The organism is Streptomyces sp. NBC_00370 (assembly GCF_036084755.1).
Lineage (GTDB): Bacteria > Actinomycetota > Actinomycetes > Streptomycetales > Streptomycetaceae > Streptomyces.
Genome location: NZ_CP107968.1, coordinates 6,797,651 through 6,816,385 on the forward strand (window position 1 = coordinate 6,797,651; position 18,735 = coordinate 6,816,385).

Below are 18,735 nucleotides of genomic sequence, written 5' to 3' on the forward strand. Positions count from 1 at the left end.
GAAGGACTAGTCGCTCAGTGAGTTGAAGGCTTCGGTCGCGTGCTTGTCGTAGTCGGCCGACGCCTTCGCGATGTCGGCGCCGCTCGCGATCTTCGAGAAGAACTGCTCGTTGTACCGCTCGGTCTCCAGCGTCGCCTCGCCCGGACTGCTGGGCAGCGGCCGACTGATCCGGCTGGCGGCGGACGCGACGGTCAGCTGCTCCGGCACGCCCGGCGGGGTGAAGTCGGGTGACACGGGCAGCAGATTGAGCGTGGTCGCCATCTTCTGCTGGAACCGCTTGCCGGAGACGATGCGCAGCCAGTCCGCTGCCGCCTCCTGGTCCGGGCTGTTGGCCGCGACCCCGACCGTCGAACCGGAGACGATCACCGGCATGGACTTGTCAGCGGTGTAGCCGGGCATCGGGAAGAAGCCGATCTCGTCCTTGAGTGACGGGTTCTTCTCCAGCACGGCGGCCGGCTCCCAGGCCTTCACGTACGCCATGGCGGCCTTGCCGTCGGCGAAGAGCTGGTCCTGGTCGGGGCTGTCGGTGTTGACGCCGACGGAGGACTTGGTGGAGCAGCTGTTCTGGAAGTCCCGCCAGGCGGTGAGTCCCGCCGCGTTCTGCGGGGAACTCATCTGCGCCTTCCACGTGCCGCCGGACCGGGTGGCGATCTCGCCGCCCTTGCCGAAGAGGAACGGCATGCCGTTGAACCAGTACTGGCCCGGCAGGTAGAACCCGGAGAAGTTGGCCACCTGCGCGTTGGCCTTGGCGAGCGTCCCGCAGTCCTGCTGCAACTGCGCAAGCGTCTTGGGGGGTTGCTTGATCCCGGCGTCGGCGAACAGCTTCTTGTTGTACATGACGACCTTGGTGCCGCCGTACAGCGGTACGGCGTACAGCTTGCCGTCGTACGTGGAGGGGCCCGAAAGCCCGGTCAGCCAGCCGTCGGAGCCCTCGAAGGACTTCTTGTCGGCGGTGAGATCGGCGAGACCGCCGGAGTAAGTCTGCAGCGGGGTCTGGGTGTTGCCCATCTCGACGATGTCCGGCGGGTTGTTGGTCGCCAGCGCCGTGGTCACCTTCGTGGCGACCCCGTCCCACTGCTGTATCTGGATGTCGACCTTGATGTCCGGGTGCTTCTTGGCGAACTCGGTGTTGACGTCCTTGATCAGCGGATTGTCACCGGGGCCGCCGGTCATCATCCAGATGGTGAGCTTGTGGTCGGACTCGGACTGCGAGCCGCCGCTGCCACCGCCGCAGCCGGTCAGCGCGAGCGCCATGACCGGCAGCGCCGTGACGGCATACCGCCACCGTGATCGGTTCATTCTTCTCACCCTTCTTGTTCGTCCGTGGGACAGTCGTCGAGCCGCTTGACGATCAGTTCGCGGTCGACGTCGATCGAGGCGCTGTCCGGGGCGCTGACCCCGAGTGACGCGTAGTAGTGGCCGAGGGACGAGGCCATCGAGCCGAGCAGCCCCGCCGAGTCGCCCAGGTCGGACTTCCTGACCAGGCTGCGCACCCCGACGGTGTCCGCGACCTGGTCGCTGATCCGGCCCAGCCAGGCCGGGTCGAAGGACTCGGAGAACCCGCCGGTGAGGACGACCGTCTTCGGTTCGTAGGCCAGGGCCACGACCGAGACCAGATGGGTCAGCGCGGAGTGCACCTCGTCGAGCAGCGCCGCGTAGCGCGCCCGGTCGGCGAAGAGGCTCTGCGCCGTGGGGACTTCGACGCCCCTGCGGCGTGCGTAGGCGACCAGGTCGGCGCCGGAGAGCAGATCGCGCAGCCGCTCCTCGCGGCCCGGCAGCGGGAGCCGGCCGAACTCGCCGAGCAGCCCCGACTCACCGGTCAGCACCCGCCCTTCGAGCGAGACGGCCGAACCGAGGCCGGTGCCCATGGCGAGCAGGACGGCCGTCTCGCGGTCCGGCAGCGATCCGTAACTCAACTCGCCCAGCAGGGCGAGGTTGGAGTCGTTGCCGACGAAGGTCGCCACACCCAGCAGCCGGGAGACCTCCTCGATGAAGGCGGTGCCCTTGATCTGGCCGAGGTTGTGCGAGGCGACGACGGTACGGCCGTCACCGGTCACCACACCCGGCAGACCGATGGTGACGGTGTGCAGGGTGATGTCCTCGCCGTGTCCCGCGACCAGTTCGGTGACCCGGCGGGCCACCCAGGCGGCCAGTTCGGCCGACGTCGCGTCGCGCGGTGTCGCGTCACGGCTTCTGATCAGCGGGCGGCCCAGCGCGTCGGACACCACGACACGGCAGTTGGTGCCGCCGAGGTCGATGCCGCACACCAGGGCGGAGCGGTTGTTGAAGCCCACCGATGTGGACTGCCGGCCAGGTCCTTCGCGGAGCAGCCGGCGGCCTTCGCGGGCGAGCCCGTCGGCCATCAGGTCGTCGATGATCCGGAACACCGTGGCGCGGCTGAGACCGGTGTCGGCGATCAGCTGCTGGCGGTCCGTCTCGGCGCCGGACAGCAGGGCCGCGAGGACGGCGCTGCGGTTGGACGCACGGGGGAGGGAGGTAGTTGCCACAATTCCTCTCACGCTGAGATTAATTCGTGTGGGGCTACTTTAACCACGAGGGACCGATGAGAACCAGACATGTGCGTCTCTTTCCGGTAACGCGGTGTCCGAAGTCGGGAGCCGTGTGACTTTGGTAGCTGCTCCCGCCGCGAGGGCCGCCCACCCCCTCCCACCTGCGTACCGTGGACGTATGACGACGATGGAGTACCGCTGGCTGCTGCCGTCCGCCATGGCGGAACCCCGGCAGCGCCGCACGGTCCGTGACTGGATCGTGGACACGGCGATGCTCGGCTGCGCCGTCCTCTTCGGCATGTTCGCCCTCGACGCGGCCACCAAGGCGGGCAACTCCGACACGGTCGTCGCGCTCGACCTGGCGGCCGGCGCCGTCGCCTGCTGCGCGCTGTGGCTGCGCCGGCGCCGGCCGGTCGCCCTCGCCGTCGCGCTGACCCTCCTCACCGCCGTCGCACCGGTCAGCAGCGGGGCCGCGCTGGTGAGCCTGTTCGCCGTCGCCGTCCACCGGCCGTTCAAACCGGTCGCCCTCATCGGGGCGCTGGCCGTCGTCACCGGCGTCGTCCAGGCGGTGCTCCGCCCCGACCCGACCGTCTCGTTCACAGTCGCCGTGTTCAGCACCGCCCTGCTGATCCTGCTGGTCACCGGCTGGGGCATGCTCGTACGGGCCAGGCGCCAGCTCGTCGTCGCCCTGCGCGAGCGGGCCCAGCGCGCCGAGGCCGAGGCCGACCTGCGGGCCGAACAGGCCCAGCGGCTCGCCAGGGAGTCCATCGCCCGCGAGATGCACGACGTGCTCGCCCACCGGCTGAGCCTGCTCAGCGTCCACGCGGGCGCCCTCGAATTCCGGCCGGACGCGCCGCCGCCCGAGGTGGCGAGGGCGGCCGGGGTGATCAGGGACAGCGCCCACGAAGCGCTCCAGGACCTGCGCGCGATCATCGGCGTCCTGCGTACGCCCGGCGACGACGGCGACCGCCCGCAGCCCACCCTCGCCACCCTCGAAGCCCTGGTCGCCGAGTCCAGGGACGCGGGGATGCGGGTCACCTTCGACAGCGGCGTCGCCGACCCGGCCGCCGCGCCCGCCGCCGTCGGACGCACCGCCTACCGCATCGCCCAGGAGGCCCTGACCAACGCGCGCAAACACGCGCCCGGCACCGAGGCCACGGTCCTGGTCGGCGGCGGCCCGGGCGACGGACTCACCGTCGAGGTCCGCAACACGGCGCCGCACGGCGACATCACACCGGTGCCCGGATCCGGCCAGGGCCTGATCGGCCTGACCGAACGGGCCGCGCTGGCCGGCGGCCGCTTCGAGCACGGACCCACCGGAGACGGCGGCTTCGCCGTGCGGGCCTGGCTACCGTGGGCGGCATGACCATCCGACTGCTCGTCGTCGACGACGATCCGCTGGTACGGGCCGGCCTGACCTTCATGCTCGGCGGCGCCGACGACATCGAGATCGTCGGTGAGGGCGCCGACGGTACCGAGGTCGCCGCCCTCGTCGACCGCACAACCCCCGACGTGGTGCTGATGGACATCCGGATGCCGGTCATGGACGGACTGACCGCGACCGAACTGCTCCGCGCCAGGCCCCAAGCCCCGCAGGTGATCGTCCTGACCACCTTCCACGCCGACGAACAGGTGCTGCGGGCCCTGCGCGTCGGCGCGGCGGGGTTCGTGGTCAAGGACACCCCGCCCGCCGAGATCGTCACCGCCGTACGGCGCGTCGCGGCCGGTGATCCCGTGCTGTCACCCGCCGTCACCCGCCAGCTCATGACCCATGTCACCGGCGCGCCGACGGCCGACCGCAGGGCGGGCGCCGCACGGAAACTGGCCCTGCTCGGCGAGCGGGAGCGGGAGGTCGCGCTCGCCGTCGGCCGCGGCCGGTCCAACGCCCAGATCGCCGCGGGACTCTATCTGAGCATCCCCACGGTCAAGGCCCACGTCTCGCGCATCCTCGCCAAGCTGGGCATGAACAACCGCGTCCAGATCGCCCTGCTCGTCCATGACGCCGAACCGGCCACGGGCGACCCCGGAGCACCGGACGGCGTCGTAGGCTGATCCGATGGCGACCATCGAAGTACGCGAGCTGGGACCGGACTTCACCGCGGACCCGTACCCGTACTACGCCAAGCTGCGCGAGCTGGGTCCCGTCCACCAGATGCGGAACCCGGACGGCTGGCGCTGGTGGCTCGTCGTCGGCTACGCCGAGGCACGCGCCGCCCTCGCCGACCCCCGGCTGGGCAAACGGCCCCAGGTCGCCGGCGGCGAGGAGCTGCTGATGGGCCCGCACGTGCTCATCTCCGACCCGCCCGACCACACCCGGCTGCGCAAGCTGATCACCCGCGAGTTCACCGCGCGCCGGGTGGAGAGCCTGCGCCCCCGCGTCCAGCAGATCACCGACGAACTGCTCGACGCGATGGGCCCCGCCGGGCACGGCGATCTCGTGGACGCACTCGCCTTCCCGCTGCCCATCACCGTCATCTGTGAACTGCTCGGGGTGCCGCGGTCGGACCGGGACACCTTCCGCGGCTGGACCAACGAGATCGTCGCGCCCACCTCGGTCGAGAGCTCCACGGCCGCCGCCTACGCGCTGCGTGACTACCTCGACGAACTCATCGAGGACAAGCGCTGTTCGGGCCCCGCCGACGACCTGCTCTCCGCCCTGCTGCGCACCAGCGCCGCCGACGACGACCGGCTCTCCGCCGCCGAACTGCGCGCCATGGCCTTCATCCTGCTCATCGCCGGCCATGAGACCACGGTCAATCTGATCTCCAACGGGGTACGGGCGTTGCTCGACCACCCCGACCAACTGAAGGCGCTGCGCGCCGACTTCACCCTGCTGGAACCCGCGATCGAGGAAATGCTCCGCTACGAGGGCCCGGTGGAGAACGCGACCAACCGCTACACCCGTGAGCCGGTCGCCTACGGCGAGACGGTGATCCCGGCAGGCGAGATGGTCCTGGTCGGGCTCGCCTCCGCCGACCGGGACCCGGCGCGCTTCCCCGAACCGGACACCTTCGACATCCGGCGGGCGGCGAAGGGCGGGGCCCAGGGCCATCTCGCCTTCGGCCACGGCCTGCACTTCTGCCTGGGCGCACCCCTCGCCCGGCTGGAGGGCGCCGTCGTGCTGCGCAGCCTGCTGGAGCGCTTCCCCGGCCTGGCGCTCGACCCGTCGCCCGAGCCGTACGAGTGGCTGCCGGGCTTGCTGATCCGGGGCGTGCGGCGACTGCCGGTGCGGTGGTAGAAAACGACCATGCCCGCGTTCGACATCACCCTCGCCCAGCAGGTGCTCGACGCCCAGCCGTTCAGCAAGCTGATCGGCGCCCGCCTCACCCGTTTCGGTGACGGTGAGGCCGTCCTCGAAGTGGCGGTCCGCGCGGATCTGCACCAGCAGAACGGCTATGTGCACGGCGGCGTCCTGGCCTACGCCGCCGACAACAGCATCACCTTCGCCGCCGGGACGACCCTCGGCCCCAACGTGCTGACCGGCGGTTTCTCCATCCAGTACGTCCGGCCGGCGACCGGCAGAAGACTGCTGGCCGAGGCCACCGTCGTCCACTCGGGACGGCGGCAGGCCACGGTCCGCTGCGATGTGTTCACCGTCGCCGACGACGGCACCCGCACCCTGTGCGCCGTCGCCCAGGGCACGGTCCTGCCCGTCCAGCAGCCCTGAGCCGGGCCGGACCGCGGACCCGGCAAGCGCGCGGGCTCAGCCGCCCGCGATCTCCGTCATCGCCACCGGCCGGCGCTCACGCCTGGACAGCTCGCACGCCTCGGCGATCCGCAGCGCGTGCAGCGCCTCGCGGCCGTCGCAGGGATTGTCCAGTTCGCCGGCGACGACGCTCAGGAACGCGTTCAGCTCGGCCTCGTACGCCGGGGCGAACCGTTCGAGGAAGCCCGGCCACGGGTTGTCGCAGGGCGGCGGGCCCTTCGGCTCCGTCGAGGTGATCGGCGTACGGTCGTCGAGCCCGACGGCGAACTGGTCCAGCTCGCCCGCCAGTTCCATCCGTACGTCGTAGCCGGCCCCGTTGCAGCGGGCGGCCGTGGCCGTGGCGAGTGTCCCGTCGTCCAGGGTGAGCACAGCGGCCGCCGTGTCGACGTCGCCCGCCTCCCGGAACATCGCGGGGCCGTTGTCGGAGCCCGTCGCGTACACCTCGACCACCTCGCGCCCGGTGACCCAGCGCATCATGTCGAAGTCGTGCACCAGACAGTCCCGGTACAGCCCGCCGGAGAGCGGCAGATACGCGGCGGGCGGCGGCGCCGGGTCCGAGGTGATCGCCCGCACCGTGTGCAGCCGGCCGAGCTTGCCCGACCGTACGAGGTCGCGCGCCGCGCCGTACCCGGCGTCGAAGCGGCGCATGAAGCCGAGCTGCAGGACCGTACCCGCCGACTCGACCTCGCGCAGCGCGCCCAGCGTGCCCGCCAGGTCGAGGGCGATGGGCTTCTCGCAGAACGCGGGCAGCCCGGCCCGTGCCGCGCGGCTGATCAGCTCCGCGTGGGAGGAGGTGGCCGAGGCGATGACGACGGCGTCCACCCCCCAGGAGAAGATCTCGTCGACCGAGGGCGCCGCCGTCGATCCTGTCCTGTCGGCGACCTGGGCCGCCCGTGCCGAGTCCGTGTCGGCCACCACCAGGGCCCCTACTTCGCGGTGGCGGCTGAGCAGGTCCGCGTGGAAGGTGCCGATGCGGCCCGTGCCGATGAGTCCGATGCGCATGGCCCCAAAGGTGGCCGCAGGTGGCTCACGATGTCAAGCATTTGTCCTGACAATCGAACTTCACGACTTCCCGTCAACATGGCAGGGGTCTACCCTCCCTGATGTGCCCAATCAGCCGAGATCACCGCAGCCCGGGCAGGAGACGGAGCACTCCCTCCCGCTCCAGCTGGCCGTGGACCGCACCAGTCCGGTCCCGCTCTACTTCCAACTGGCGCAGCAACTGGAGGCCGCGATCGAGCGGGGCGGCCTCGCCCCCGGCAGCCTCCTCGGCAACGAGATCGAGCTGGCCGGGCGGCTCGGGCTGTCCCGGCCCACCGTCCGCCAGGCCATCCAGTCGCTGGTCGACAAGGGCCTGCTGGTCCGTCGCAGAGGCGTCGGCACCCAGGTCCTGCACAGCCAGGTCAAGCGTCCGCTGGAGCTGAGCAGCCTCTTCGACGACCTGGAGGCGGCCGGCCAGCGCCCGGCGACCGAGGTGCTGCGCAACACGCTCGTACCGGCGACCGCGCAGGCCGCCGCCGCCCTCGGGGTGCCGGAAGGCGCCGAGGTGCGGCTCGTCGAGCGGGTGCGGTACGCGCACGACGAGCCGATGGCGTATCTGCGCAACCACCTGCCGACCGGTCTGTTCGACTGCGACACCGAGCGCCTGGAGGCCACCGGCCTCTACCGGATGATGCGGGCGGGCGGCATCACGCTGCACAGCGCCCGCCAGTCCATCGGGGCGCGCGCGGCGACCGAGACGGAGGCCGGGCGGCTGGCGGAGACGGTGGGGGCGCCACTGCTCACGATGGAGCGCACGACGTTCGACGACACGGGCCGGGCGGTGGAATTCGGTTCGCACGTCTACCGCGCGTCCCGGTACGCCTTCGAGTTCCAGCTGCTCGTCCGGCCCTGAGCGGCGCTTTTTCGTAAGAATGTACGGACAAACCCTTGACGCTCGACCGCGTACCCGATGAGCATGCACCGAACAACGATGGCCGATACTGCTCCGAGTAATCTCGCGAGAAGGGCACTACGTCGTGACAAGGGTTCGGACAGGGGTACGCGCGACCAGCGCCGTGCTGGCAGCGGTCCTCGGGGCATCGGTCCTCGCCGGCTGCAGCAGCACCGGCGGCAGGCGCGCCGAGGAACGGGCGGCGAAAGCGGCGGCCCAGGCCCAGGGACGGGCCGCTGTGAACACGCCGAAGTGGACCATCGCCATGGTCACCCACTCCGGGGACGGCGACACGTTCTGGGACATCGTGCAGAGCGGTGCCAAGCAGGCCGCGGTCAAGGACAACGTCAACTTCCTCTACGCGCACAGCGACGAGGGACAGCAGCAGGCACAGCTCGTCGACTCGTACATCGACAAGAAGGTCGACGGGCTGATCGTCACACTCGCCAAGCCCGACGCCATGAAGGCCGTCGTCGCCAAGGCCCGTAAGGCCGGCATCCCGGTGATCACGGTCAACTCGGGCGCCGAGCAGTCCAAGGCGTTCGGCGCGCTCACCCACATCGGCCAGGACGAGACGATCGCCGGCCAGGCCGTCGGCGACGAACTCGACAAGCGCGGCAAGAAGAAGGCGCTGTGCGTCGTCCACGAACAGGGCAACGTCGGTCTTGAGCAGCGCTGCGCCGGTGCGAAGAAGAACTTCGACGGACAGCTGCAGAACCTGTACGTCGACGGCACGAACATGCCGGACGTCCAGTCGTCCATCGAGGCCAAGCTCCAGGCGGACCCGTCGATCGACTCCGTCGTCACCCTCGGCGCGCCGTTCGCCGACGCCGCCGTCAAGGCCAAGGGCACGGCGCAGAGCAAGGCCGAGGTCGACACCTTCGACCTCAACGCGTCCGTCGCCGCCTCGCTCAAGGCGGGCACGCTCGGCTTCGCCGTGGACCAGCAGCCGTACCTCCAGGGGTACGAGGCGGTCGACCTGCTCTGGCTCAACAAGTACAACGCCGACGTGCTCGGCGGCGGACAGCCCGTACTCACCGGACCGCAGGTGATCACCAAGCAGGACGCCGGCGCCCTGGAGGCGTTCACCAAGCGGGGGACCCGATGACGACGACAGCGCCACCGGTGGGCAGCAAGCCGGACGGCGGCGCCGAACCCGACGAGCGGCTGCTGCGCACCTCACCGCTGCGCAAGCTGCTCGGCAGGCCGGAACTGGGCTCGGTCGTGGGCGCCGTCGCGGTCTTCCTCTTCTTCGCCGTCGTCGCCGACTCGTTCCTGCGCGGCTCCAGCTTCGGCACCGTCCTGTACGCGGCGTCCACGATCGGCATCATGGCGGTGCCGGTGGCGCTGCTGATGATCGGCGGCGAGTTCGACCTGTCGGCCGGTGTGATGGTGACCAGCTCGGCGCTGATCTCCTCGATGTTCAGCTACCAGATGACCGCCAACGTCTGGGTGGGCGTGGGGGTTTCCCTGCTGGTGACCCTCGCGCTCGGCGCCTTCAACGGCGTCATGCTGACCCGTACCAAACTGCCGAGCTTCATCATCACGCTCGGCACGTATCTGATGCTCATCGGCCTCAACCTCGGTCTGACGAAGCTCATCAGCGGCACGGTCTCGACCAAGTCCATCGGCGACATGGAGGGTTTCCCCTCGGCGAAGAAGCTGTTCGCCTCGGAGTGGACCGTCGGCGGCGTCGAGCTGAAGGTCACCATCCTGTGGTGGGCCGTCCTGGTCGCGCTCGCCACCTGGATCCTGCTGCGGACCCGCTTCGGCAACTGGATCTTCGCCGCCGGCGGCAACGCCGACGCGGCACGCGCCGTCGGTGTCCCCGTGATGCGCACCAAGATCCTGCTGTACATGGGCGTGGCGTTCTGCGCCTGGGTCTCCGGGCAGCACCTGCTGTTCTCCTTCGACGTCGTCCAGTCGGGCGAGGGCGTCGGGAACGAGCTGATCTACATCATCGCGGCCGTCATCGGCGGCTGTCTGATCACCGGCGGCTACGGTTCGGCGATCGGCGCCGCTGTCGGCGCCTTCATCTTCGGCATGACCAGCAAGGGCATCGTGTACGCGGAGTGGAACCCGGACTGGTTCAAGTTCTTCCTCGGAGCGATGCTCCTTCTGGCCACCCTGCTCAACGCGTGGGTGCGTAAGCGCGCGGAGGCGACCCGATGAGCGAGCCGCAGACCGACCCGACGGACCAGCCGCAGCCGGACACGGCGCCGCGGACGGAGCCGGCACCGGACCCCCGGCCCGAGCAGCGGGCGACGCCCCTGGTCGAGCTGGCCGACGTCAGCAAGTACTACGGCAATGTCCGCGCCCTGGAAGGCGTCTCGCTGGAGGTGCACCCCGGCGAGATCACCTGTGTGCTCGGCGACAACGGCGCGGGCAAGTCCACCCTGATCAAGATCATCGCCGGGCTGCACCAGCACGACTCGGGCGACTTCCTGATCGAGGGCGCGAAGGCCTCGCTGTCCTCCCCGCGCGAGGCCCTGGACCTGGGGATCGCCACGGTCTACCAGGACCTCGCCGTCGTCCCGCTGATGCCGGTGTGGCGCAACTTCTTCCTCGGCTCCGAGCCGACGAAGGGGGCGGGCCCCTTCAAGCGGCTCGACGTCAGGCTGATGCGTGAGACGACCCGCTCCGAGCTGCTGCGGATGGGCATCGACCTGCGCGACGTCGACCAGCCCATCGGCACCCTGTCCGGCGGTGAGCGCCAGTGCGTCGCCATCGCGCGCGCCGTCTACTTCGGCGCGAAGGTGCTGGTCCTGGACGAGCCGACGGCGGCGCTCGGGGTCAAGCAGTCCGGCGTGGTGCTGAAGTACGTGGCCGCGGCGCGCGACGCGGGCCTCGGCGTGGTGCTCATCACCCACAACCCGCACCACGCGTATCTCGTCGGCAACCGCTTCGTGCTGCTCAAGCGCGGGGTCATGGCGGGCAGCCACACCAAGGACTCGATCACCCTGGACGAGATCACCCGGCAGATGGCCGGCGGCTCCGAGCTGGAGGAGCTGAGCCACGAACTGGCCGCAGCCCCGGCCCCGAGCCATTTCGGCGGGCGTCCGGCCGAGACGGCCGGGAGGACCGAGAAGGCCGGCACGGCCGAGAAGGACTGACCGTACGCCCCGGCGGCCCGGCGGCAGGACCGGAGCGACGCGCTCCGTCCGCTTACCGGGCCGCACACCGGGCTCTTACCCTCCGGATGGCAGAATTCGCACCGGCGGGCACCGTCCGCCGCCTTCGCCCACCCGGGCGGCAGGCCCCGACCCCACAGGGACGACACGACTCGTGCGAGCAATCAGCCGGCGCACTCGGTACGGCAGGCCTGAGCCGACGGACACGAGGGGGCCCGCCCGATGAGTACGTACCGTGACTTCGCCGGCCGCGGCAGCACCCGCGGCACCGTCCTGCGGACCGTCGGCACCCGTGAGCGGCGCTCCCATCTGACCGCGCCCAGGGTGCCCACCGTCGGTATCGACATCGGCGGTACGAAGGTGATGGCGGGCGTCGTCGACGCCGACGGCAACATCCTGGAGAAGCTGCGCACCGAGACGCCCGACAAGTCCAAGAGCCCCCGGGTCGTCGAGGACACCATCGTGGAGCTGGTCCTCGACCTCTCCGACCGGCACGACGTGCACGCCGTCGGCATCGGAGCGGCCGGCTGGGTCGACGCCGACCGCTCCAAGGTGCTGTTCGCCCCCCACCTGGCCTGGCGCGACGAACCCCTCAGGGACGCGCTCGCCTCCCGGCTCGCCGTCCCCGTGATGGTCGACAACGACGCCAACACCGCCGCCTGGGCGGAATGGCGCTTCGGCGCGGGCCGCGGCGAGGACCATCTGGTCATGATCACGCTCGGTACCGGGATCGGCGGCGCGATCCTGGAGGACGGCCAGGTCAAGCGCGGCAAGTTCGGCGTCGCAGGCGAGTTCGGCCATATGCAGGTCGTGCCGGGCGGCCACCGTTGCCCGTGCGGCAACCGCGGCTGCTGGGAGCAGTACAGCTCGGGCAACGCCCTCGTCCGGGAGGCCAAGGAACTCGCCGCGGCCGACTCGCCCGTCGCGTACAGCCTCATCGACCGGGTCAAGGGCAACGTCCACGAGATCACCGGACCGCTGATCACCGAGCTGGCCCGCGACGGCGACGCCATGTGCGTCGAGCTGTTCCAGGACATCGGACAGTGGCTCGGGGTCGGCATCGCCAACCTGGCGGCGGCGCTCGACCCGTCCTGCTTCGTCATCGGCGGCGGCGTCAGCGCGGCGGACGACCTGCTGATCGGCCCGGCGCGCGACGCGTTCCGCCGGCACCTCACGGGGCGCGGCTACCGCCCCGAGGCCCGTATCGTGAAGGCAGAGCTCGGTCCCGAGGCCGGCATGGTCGGCGCCGCCGACCTGGCCCGGCTGGTGGCCCGCAGGTTCCGCCGGGCCACCCGCCGCCGGGTGGAGCGGCACGAGCGCTACGAACGCTACGCACAGGCCATCAGGACCACCCGCACGACCCCGACCCAGGAACCGCCGTCATGACCGTGCCCCGCCGTCCCGCACAGCCCGACGACAGAGCCAGGCCCCCGGAGAACCGAGGTCACCGCAACGCCAGACGCTGGTTCACCGCCATCGTCATCGTGCTCCTCGTCGGCATCCCGGCCGGCTATCTCGCCGTGGCGGCCGAGCAGAGCCGCGAGAGCGGGCGCGCCAAGGAGGCCGAGACCCTGGCCACCGGCCTCCAGCCGGTACGCCCCGCCGGGATGAAGAAGCGGATCTACGACGTGCCGATCCCCGGCGGCGCCACCGGGGTGCGCTACTACGAGACGAGCAACTGGAAGTCCAGCCGGCTCTACGCCCAGTTCGACGTCACGTCGGGGCGGCTCGACTCCTTCCTGACCGAGATGGGCACGAGCCGCTCGGCGCTCAAGAACGGCGCGGTCACCATCTCGAAGCGTGACCAGAAGATCGCCGGCTGGGACTTCGACATCCCCGACCACAAATGGGCCGGCCTCAGCCACAAGCAGAAGGACCCGTTGCCCAGCCAGAACGTGATCGTGGACCTGGCGGACCCCGGCTTCCCGCGCGTCTTCGTCGTCTCCACGACCACACCCTGACCTGCCCGCGGCGCCGGGTCACGGCTTACGCCGCCGTGTGCTGATACGCGGGGTAGGTGAGATAGCCCGCGTCACCGCCCTGGTAGTACGTCGTCTCGTCGACGGGGGCGAGCGGCAGCCCGCCGCGCAGCCGCTCGACCAGGTCCGGGTTGGCGAGAAACGCGCGGCCGAAGCTGATGAGTTCGGCGCCGAGGCCCAGCCAGTGGTCGGCCTCGGCCAGGCCGGTCTGCTTGGCGCCCATGGGCAGCACCGGATTCATGATCAAGGTGCCGGGCCAGGCGCGCCGCAGGCCGAGCAGCACCTCTTCGTCGGCGGTGGCCTCCAGATGGACGTAGGCCAGGTCGAGCCGGGCCAGTTCGGTCAGCAACTCGGCGTACAGGGCGGCCGAGTCGGTCTCCTCGACTCCCCAGAACCCGGCGGCCGGAGAGAGCCGGATCCCGGTCCTGTGCCCGCCGACGGCAGCGGCGGTCGCCGCCACCGCCTCGACGGCGAAGCGGATCCGGTTCGCCGTCGAGCCCCCGTAACGGTCTGTCCGCAGATTGGCGTTGGACGACAGGAACTGCGAGATGAGATAGCCGTTGGCGCCGTGCAGCTCCACCCCGTCGAAACCGGCGTCGACGGCGCGCCGGGCGGCCAGCGCGTACGACTCGGCGTGTTCCGGGACCTCGGCGGTGTCCAGGGCGCGCGGCACCGGCGCGGGCTTGGGGCCGGTCGGCGTGAACACCTCGCCGACGGCGGGCACGGCCGACGGTCCCACGGGCACGCTGCCGGTGGTGTCGGGGTGCGAGACCCGCCCGCCGTGCATGAGCTGGGCGAAGATCCGTCCGCCGCTGGCGTGCACCGCCGCCGTCACCGGACGCCACGCCGCGACCTGTTCGTCGGTGTGCAGCCCCGGCGTGCCCGGGCTGGACTGCCCGACAAGACTGGGCTGCACCCCCTCGGTCACGATCAGTCCGGCCGTCGCCCGCTGGGCGTAGTACGTCGCCATGGACGGCGTCGCCAGCCCGTCGGCCGCAGCCCTGATCCGGGTCATGGGGGCCATCACCAGCCGGTTGGGCAGGGTCAGGTCACCGAACCGGTAGGAGTGGAAAAGGCTCGTCATCGCGGGGCTCCTCGGTATGCGCTCGCCGTCGCCCGGCTTCCGGGCACGGGAGTACGCTAAAAGCTCACATGGATGTCAGAGGCAAGTCCTGTGCCGCAGCTCACAGCCCGGAGGACGGCATGCGTATCGGGGAACTCGCCGCACGTACCGGAGTCAGCATCCGGTCCCTGCGCTACTACGAGGAGCAGGGCCTGCTCGCCAGCACCCGCAGCCCCAGCGGCCAGCGGCACTACACGGACGACGAGGTCGAGCGCGTCTGGTTCATCCAACGCCTCTACACCGCGGGCCTGTCCAGCCGCACCATCGCCGAACTGCTGCCGTGCGTCGACTCCCCGAGCACGGACAACTCCGACGCCGCGCTGGCACGCATGGCCCAGGAACACGCCCGGCTCGCCGCCCACATCCGCGACCTCACGCGCACCCAGGAGGCCCTGGAGGCGCTGATGGAGACGGCCCGCGCCCACCGCGAGACCCTGCGCGAACCGGCGCACCACTGACGGCCCGGCCTCGGGCGAGGGTCGGCCATCGGGCATCGGCCATCGGTCATCCGACGATGAGTTCCGGCACGGGGCTGCCGCGTTGTGTGGGGATTGCACGGTTTTCTGGAGGGGGACAGACCGCGCGGTCATGAGTGATCGGGTGACATGAGAGCGTGAGCGGGTGAGTGAGACGACGCCTCCCAAGACACTGCAGTACCGGATGGACGGTCCCGAAGACGCGCCCGTGCTGGTCCTCGGCCCCTCGCTGGGGACCACCTGGCATATGTGGGATCGTCAGGTGCCCGAGCTGGCCCGGCACTGGCGGGTGGTCCGGTTCGACCTGCCGGGGCACGGCGGTGCTCCCGCCCACGCGGCCAGCGGCATTCCGGAGCTGGCGCAGCGGCTGCTCGCCACGCTCGACGCCCTCGGGGTCCAGCGGTTCGGCTACGCGGGCTGTTCCATCGCCGCCGCCGTCGGCGCCGAGCTGGCGCTGCGCCGGCCCGACCGGATCGCCTCGCTCGCCGTGGTGGCGGCGTCGCCGCGGTTCGGGACCGCCGACGAGTTCCGCCAGCGCGGTGTGATCGTCCGGGCCAACGGGCTCGACCCGATGGCGCGCGCCGCTCCCGAGCGCTGGTTCACGCCGGGCTTCGCCGCCGCCCAGCCGGCCATCGTCGAGTGGGCCGTCCAGATGGTGCGCACCACCGACCCCGGCTGCTACATCGCCGCCTGCGAGGCGCTGGCCGCCTTCGACATCCGGGCCGAGCTGGGCCGTATCGCCGTGCCGACGCTCGTACTCGTCGGCGCCGAGGACCAGGTCACCGGGCCCGCCGAGGCGCGCACCCTGGTCGCCGGCATACCGGACGCCCGGCTCGCGCTGGTGCCCGGCGCCTCGCACCTGGCGCCGGTCGAGCAGCCCGCCGCCGTCACCGACCTGCTGCTGCGGCACTTCTCCACCGCCTGGTACAACCCGAACGACACCTCCACCGGCCTGACCGTGCTCCCCGAGAGCCGGTTCGCGCCGAGCCTGTCGGCAAGCGTGGGACCCGTCGCCGAGATCGCGCCGGCCGAACAGCCGCCGCAGGTCGCGACGGGCCACGCCGACCCGTACGAGGCGGGCATGCGGGTACGCAGGCAGGTGCTCGGCGACGCCCATGTGGACCGCGTCCTCGCCGCCTCCGACGACTTCGACGGCGACTTCCAGGACCTGATCACCCGCTACGCCTGGGGCGAGGTGTGGACCAGGGACGGCCTGGACCGCCGCACCCGCAGCTGTGTGACGCTCACCGCGCTCGTCGCGGGCGGACACCTGGACGAGCTGGCCTTCCACACCCGGGCGGCGCTCCGTAACGGACTCACCCCCGCCGAGATCAAGGAAGTACTGATCCAGACAGCCGTCTACTGCGGCGTTCCCGCGGCGAACTCCGCGTTCCGGGTGGCCAGGGCCGTGATCCAGGAAGAGACGGCGCCGGGGGCGTAGCGGGATGATGGAACAGCGGTACGGACGGTCCGAGACGAAAGGTGGTCCACGGTGAAGCTCACCAAGAAGACGCACTCCTGTATCCGGCTGGAGAAGGACGGGCGGACACTCGTCATCGACCCCGGAGGCTTCAGCGAGCAGGACGCGGCGGCCGGCGCCGACGCCGTGCTCGTCACCCATGAGCACCCCGACCACTTCCACGAGGGCAGGCTCCGCGCGGCGCTCGAAGCGAACCCCGCCGCCGAGCTGTGGACGCTGAGCAGCGTCGCCGACCAGGTCTCGGCGGCCTTTCCCGGCCGGGTGCACACCGTCGGCCACGGGGACACCTTCAGCGCCGCCGGATTCGACGTACAGGTGCACGGCGAGCTGCACGCCGTGATCCACCCCGACATCCCGCGCATCACCAATGTCGGCTATCTCCTGGACGGCTCGGTGTTCCACCCCGGCGACGCGCTGACCGTGCCGGACCAGCAGGTCGAGACCCTGCTGCTGCCGGTGCACGCGCCGTGGAACAAGCTCTCCGAGGTGATCGACTACGTCCGCGAGGTCAAGCCCCTGCGGGCCTTCGACATCCATGACGCGCTGCTCACCGAGCTGGCCCGGCCGGTCTACGACGGGCAGATCGGCGCCCTGGCAGCCGCCGACCACGCCAGGTTCGCATCCGGCGACTCCACCGAGGTCTGACCGGCGCGGGACGGTGACTGTCGGACCCCGCCGATAGGCTGTCCCGCATGCGCATCGCGACCTGGAATGTCAATTCGATCACCGCTCGGCTGCCCCGGCTGCTGGCCTGGCTGGAGAGCAGCGGCACGGACGTGCTGTGCGTCCAGGAGACCAAGTCCACCGCCGAGCAGTTCCCCGCCGAGCCGCTGCGCGAGCTGGGGTACGAGTCGGCGGTCAACGCGAGCGGCCGGTGGAACGGGGTGGCGCTGATCTCCCGTGTCGGTCTCGACGACGTGGTCAGCGGCCTCCCGGAGGGACCCGAGTACGAGGGCGTGCAGGAGCCGCGGGCCGTCTCGGCGACCTGCGGCCCCGTCCGCCTCTGGTCGGTGTACGTGCCGAACGGCCGCGAGGTCGGCCATGACCACTACGCCTACAAGCTGCGCTGGCTGGAGGCGCTGCGCGCCGCCGTCGCCGCAGACGCGGCGGGGGAGCGCCCCTTCGCCGTCCTCGGCGACTTCAACATCGCGTCGACGGACGAGGACGTCTGGGACCGCTCCCAGTTCGAGGGGGCCACCCACGTCACCCCCAAGGAGCGCGCCGCTCTCGCTGCCCTGCGCGACGAGGGCCTGTCCGACGTGATGCCCCGGCCGCTGAAGTACGACCGTCCCTTCACCTACTGGGACTACCGCAGCCTCGGCTTCCCCAAGAACAGGGGCATGCGGATCGACCTCGTGTACGGCAACGGCCCCTTCGCCACGGCCGTCAAGGACAGCTACGTCGACCGCGAGGAGCGCAAGGGCAAGGGCGCCTCCGACCACGCTCCTGTCGTCGTGGACCTCGACGTCTGAGCCGGACGCCGCGCCCCCGCGCGCCCCTATGGTGCCCCGGCGGGGGTGATGGCAGGCTGAGTCGTATGAACATCCCCTTCTTGGACAACTGGCGCAGGAAGCACGCCGGTATCCAGGCGACGCCGCTCGCCACCGCGGTCGGCGGCGAGCAGGAGGGCGTCACGGAGCTGCTCTCGGAGTGCGAACTGCTGCGCGTCCGGGCGGGGCAGAGCGGTCTGAGACTCGACGACTCGCCGGGGTCCCTGGACGAACTCGACCAGCTCCCGCCGCGCTGGCGTGACGACCCCGAGGAGATGCCCTGGCTGGGCAACGACGCGGGGCTGTATCTGGGCACGGTGATCGTCCGGACGGTCCCCGGCGCCCTCTGGCACATCTGGCCGGGCGGTCACCCGGTGGTGCGGCTCGCCTCCGGCCGGGAGATCCAGGTGGTGGAGGCCGGGCTCGAATGGGCGGTCACCGGCACCCCCGAACTGGCCCAGGTCTACGCGGAGGCGGCCGAGGCCTGACGGTGGCACCGCCGATCACCCCGGCAGTAAATGTCACTTATGCACCATTTATGCGTGTCGGGTGTGAAGTCCCTTGTCGGCATGGATAGTTTGCGCTGACCCCGACACCGCCGAGAGTGGGTAGAACAGCGTATGGCCGTCGATCCGCCGACCGAGCCACATGGCGTCAACGCAAGCTCATCGCGACGAATCTCGACTACCCTTTGCCGTTCATCCCTATCGAGAACGCCGGCCGCGGGTGTCAGCCCGGCCGAACCAGGGACGCTGCTGCCGGGAGCGCAGTAGCTCAGGGGCAATGGCCCGTCCGGCAGCAGCCGGAGATCACTTCTCGTTCAGGGGAGAAGGTCAGCTGCGAGCCGGTCGGGTTGTGCTCGGTGTGGAGCGGGCCCGCGTCGCCGTGGAACGCGACGGGGGCGCCG

The 18,735-nt window shown here is 70.9% G+C and carries 19 protein-coding genes; 15 read left to right on the forward strand and 4 right to left on the reverse strand.

The window, feature by feature from the left end; genetic code table 11:
- Nucleotides 1-6: 6 nt before the first annotated feature.
- Both OHS57_RS30360 and OHS57_RS30365 read right to left on the reverse strand, forming a co-directional pair.
- The gene (locus OHS57_RS30360) at nucleotides 7-1,299 is read right to left on the reverse strand and encodes an extracellular solute-binding protein (RefSeq protein WP_328583956.1); all 1,293 of its coding nucleotides are present in this window, start codon (nucleotides 1,297-1,299) and stop codon (nucleotides 7-9) included.
- 5 nt (nucleotides 1,300-1,304) lie between these two features.
- Complete coding sequence (locus tag OHS57_RS30365) at nucleotides 1,305-2,507, reverse strand: ROK family protein (RefSeq protein WP_041992454.1); 1,203 nt, start codon at nucleotides 2,505-2,507, stop codon at nucleotides 1,305-1,307.
- 181 nt (nucleotides 2,508-2,688) lie between these two features.
- Between OHS57_RS30365 and OHS57_RS30370 the strand changes: the two genes are divergently transcribed.
- The 4 genes from OHS57_RS30370 to OHS57_RS30385 are packed head-to-tail and all read left to right on the forward strand — an operon-like array spanning nucleotide 2,689 to nucleotide 6,177.
- Nucleotides 2,689-3,876: a sensor histidine kinase gene (locus OHS57_RS30370; RefSeq protein WP_041992457.1), complete on the forward strand. Its 1,188-nt coding sequence runs from the start codon at nucleotides 2,689-2,691 to the stop codon at nucleotides 3,874-3,876.
- Nucleotides 3,873-4,562 carry a response regulator transcription factor gene (locus OHS57_RS30375; RefSeq protein ID WP_328583957.1) on the forward strand — a complete coding sequence of 230 codons (690 nt, stop codon included), beginning with the start codon at nucleotides 3,873-3,875 and terminating at the stop codon, nucleotides 4,560-4,562. Before OHS57_RS30370 ends, OHS57_RS30375 begins: the two co-directional genes overlap by 4 nt.
- 4 nt (nucleotides 4,563-4,566) lie before the next feature.
- Complete coding sequence (locus OHS57_RS30380) at nucleotides 4,567-5,748, forward strand: cytochrome P450 family protein (RefSeq protein WP_041992461.1); 1,182 nt, start codon at nucleotides 4,567-4,569, stop codon at nucleotides 5,746-5,748.
- Nucleotides 5,749-5,757: 9 nt separating this feature from the next.
- A complete protein-coding gene (locus tag OHS57_RS30385; protein WP_328583958.1) occupies nucleotides 5,758-6,177 on the forward strand; it encodes a PaaI family thioesterase in 420 nt (139 codons plus the stop codon).
- A gap of 36 nt (nucleotides 6,178-6,213) precedes the next feature.
- Here OHS57_RS30385 and OHS57_RS30390 read toward each other — a convergent pair whose 3' ends face one another.
- Nucleotides 6,214-7,218: a Gfo/Idh/MocA family protein gene (locus tag OHS57_RS30390; protein WP_041992466.1), complete on the reverse strand. Its 1,005-nt coding sequence runs from the start codon at nucleotides 7,216-7,218 to the stop codon at nucleotides 6,214-6,216.
- Nucleotides 7,219-7,321: 103 nt separating this feature from the next.
- Here OHS57_RS30390 and OHS57_RS30395 point away from each other — a divergent pair, with 103 nt between their 5' ends.
- The 6 genes from OHS57_RS30395 to OHS57_RS30420 all read left to right on the forward strand — a co-directional run bounded on the left by OHS57_RS30395 (nucleotide 7,322) and on the right by OHS57_RS30420 (nucleotide 13,241).
- The gene (locus tag OHS57_RS30395) at nucleotides 7,322-8,110 is read left to right on the forward strand and encodes a GntR family transcriptional regulator (protein ID WP_277816769.1); all 789 of its coding nucleotides are present in this window, start codon (nucleotides 7,322-7,324) and stop codon (nucleotides 8,108-8,110) included.
- A 124-nt stretch (nucleotides 8,111-8,234) separates the two neighbouring features.
- Nucleotides 8,235-9,257 (forward strand): sugar ABC transporter substrate-binding protein, encoded by a 1,023-nt coding sequence (locus OHS57_RS30400; RefSeq protein ID WP_198533337.1) that lies wholly within the window; start codon nucleotides 8,235-8,237, stop codon nucleotides 9,255-9,257.
- Nucleotides 9,254-10,321, forward strand: coding sequence for an ABC transporter permease (locus OHS57_RS30405; protein ID WP_041992472.1), 1,068 nt, complete (start codon nucleotides 9,254-9,256; stop codon nucleotides 10,319-10,321). The genes OHS57_RS30400 and OHS57_RS30405 overlap by 4 nt, the downstream gene beginning before the upstream one ends.
- A complete protein-coding gene (locus OHS57_RS30410) occupies nucleotides 10,318-11,262 on the forward strand; it encodes an ATP-binding cassette domain-containing protein (RefSeq protein ID WP_328583959.1) in 945 nt (314 codons plus the stop codon). Before OHS57_RS30405 ends, OHS57_RS30410 begins: the two co-directional genes overlap by 4 nt.
- Before the next feature lie 240 nt (nucleotides 11,263-11,502).
- Nucleotides 11,503-12,666, forward strand: coding sequence for an ROK family glucokinase (locus tag OHS57_RS30415; protein ID WP_328583960.1), 1,164 nt, complete (start codon nucleotides 11,503-11,505; stop codon nucleotides 12,664-12,666).
- On the forward strand, nucleotides 12,663-13,241 hold the full coding sequence (locus OHS57_RS30420; protein WP_041992477.1) for a hypothetical protein: 579 nt from the start codon (nucleotides 12,663-12,665) through the stop codon (nucleotides 13,239-13,241). The genes OHS57_RS30415 and OHS57_RS30420 overlap by 4 nt, the downstream gene beginning before the upstream one ends.
- Nucleotides 13,242-13,266: 25 nt before the next feature.
- Here the strand turns inward: OHS57_RS30420 and OHS57_RS30425 are convergent, their stop codons facing one another.
- Nucleotides 13,267-14,343, reverse strand: coding sequence for an alkene reductase (locus tag OHS57_RS30425; protein WP_328583961.1), 1,077 nt, complete (start codon nucleotides 14,341-14,343; stop codon nucleotides 13,267-13,269).
- Nucleotides 14,344-14,462: 119 nt separating this feature from the next.
- Between OHS57_RS30425 and OHS57_RS30430 the strand changes: the two genes are divergently transcribed.
- From OHS57_RS30430 to OHS57_RS30450, 5 genes are all read left to right on the forward strand, one after another.
- Nucleotides 14,463-14,840: a MerR family transcriptional regulator gene (locus tag OHS57_RS30430; protein ID WP_328583962.1), complete on the forward strand. Its 378-nt coding sequence runs from the start codon at nucleotides 14,463-14,465 to the stop codon at nucleotides 14,838-14,840.
- Nucleotides 14,841-15,042: 202 nt separating this feature from the next.
- On the forward strand, nucleotides 15,043-16,299 hold the full coding sequence (gene pcaDC, locus OHS57_RS30435; RefSeq protein WP_443043108.1) for a bifunctional 3-oxoadipate enol-lactonase/4-carboxymuconolactone decarboxylase PcaDC: 1,257 nt from the start codon (nucleotides 15,043-15,045) through the stop codon (nucleotides 16,297-16,299).
- 51 nt (nucleotides 16,300-16,350) lie between these two features.
- Nucleotides 16,351-16,983, forward strand: coding sequence for an MBL fold metallo-hydrolase (locus tag OHS57_RS30440; protein ID WP_041992484.1), 633 nt, complete (start codon nucleotides 16,351-16,353; stop codon nucleotides 16,981-16,983).
- Between the two features lie 47 nt (nucleotides 16,984-17,030).
- Nucleotides 17,031-17,810, forward strand: a complete 780-nt coding sequence (locus OHS57_RS30445) for an exodeoxyribonuclease III (RefSeq protein WP_328583964.1) — start codon at nucleotides 17,031-17,033, stop codon at nucleotides 17,808-17,810.
- 65 nt (nucleotides 17,811-17,875) lie between these two features.
- Nucleotides 17,876-18,316: a DUF6278 family protein gene (locus OHS57_RS30450; RefSeq protein ID WP_328583965.1), complete on the forward strand. Its 441-nt coding sequence runs from the start codon at nucleotides 17,876-17,878 to the stop codon at nucleotides 18,314-18,316.
- The last annotated feature ends 419 nt before the right edge of the window (nucleotides 18,317-18,735 follow it).

Excerpts from the sequence above, each read along its gene's own strand:
- OHS57_RS30360 (WP_328583956.1), bottom strand. The coding sequence starts at position 1,299 with ATGAACCGATCACGGTGGCGGTATGCCGTCACGGCGCTGCCGGTCATG.
- OHS57_RS30370 (WP_041992457.1), top strand. The coding sequence starts at position 2,689 with ATGACGACGATGGAGTACCGCTGGCTGCTGCCGTCCGCCATGGCGGAA.
- OHS57_RS30375 (WP_328583957.1), top strand. The coding sequence starts at position 3,873 with ATGACCATCCGACTGCTCGTCGTCGACGACGATCCGCTGGTACGGGCC.
- OHS57_RS30380 (WP_041992461.1), top strand. The coding sequence starts at position 4,567 with ATGGCGACCATCGAAGTACGCGAGCTGGGACCGGACTTCACCGCGGAC.
- OHS57_RS30385 (WP_328583958.1), top strand. The coding sequence starts at position 5,758 with ATGCCCGCGTTCGACATCACCCTCGCCCAGCAGGTGCTCGACGCCCAG.
- OHS57_RS30390 (WP_041992466.1), bottom strand. The coding sequence starts at position 7,218 with ATGCGCATCGGACTCATCGGCACGGGCCGCATCGGCACCTTCCACGCG.
- OHS57_RS30405 (WP_041992472.1), top strand. The coding sequence starts at position 9,254 with ATGACGACGACAGCGCCACCGGTGGGCAGCAAGCCGGACGGCGGCGCC.
- OHS57_RS30410 (WP_328583959.1), top strand. The coding sequence starts at position 10,318 with ATGAGCGAGCCGCAGACCGACCCGACGGACCAGCCGCAGCCGGACACG.
- OHS57_RS30415 (WP_328583960.1), top strand. The coding sequence starts at position 11,503 with ATGAGTACGTACCGTGACTTCGCCGGCCGCGGCAGCACCCGCGGCACC.
- OHS57_RS30420 (WP_041992477.1), top strand. The coding sequence starts at position 12,663 with ATGACCGTGCCCCGCCGTCCCGCACAGCCCGACGACAGAGCCAGGCCC.
- OHS57_RS30425 (WP_328583961.1), bottom strand. The coding sequence starts at position 14,343 with ATGACGAGCCTTTTCCACTCCTACCGGTTCGGTGACCTGACCCTGCCC.
- OHS57_RS30430 (WP_328583962.1), top strand. The coding sequence starts at position 14,463 with ATGCGTATCGGGGAACTCGCCGCACGTACCGGAGTCAGCATCCGGTCC.
- pcaDC (WP_443043108.1), top strand. The coding sequence starts at position 15,043 with ATGGACGGTCCCGAAGACGCGCCCGTGCTGGTCCTCGGCCCCTCGCTG.
- OHS57_RS30445 (WP_328583964.1), top strand. The coding sequence starts at position 17,031 with ATGCGCATCGCGACCTGGAATGTCAATTCGATCACCGCTCGGCTGCCC.
- OHS57_RS30450 (WP_328583965.1), top strand. The coding sequence starts at position 17,876 with ATGAACATCCCCTTCTTGGACAACTGGCGCAGGAAGCACGCCGGTATC.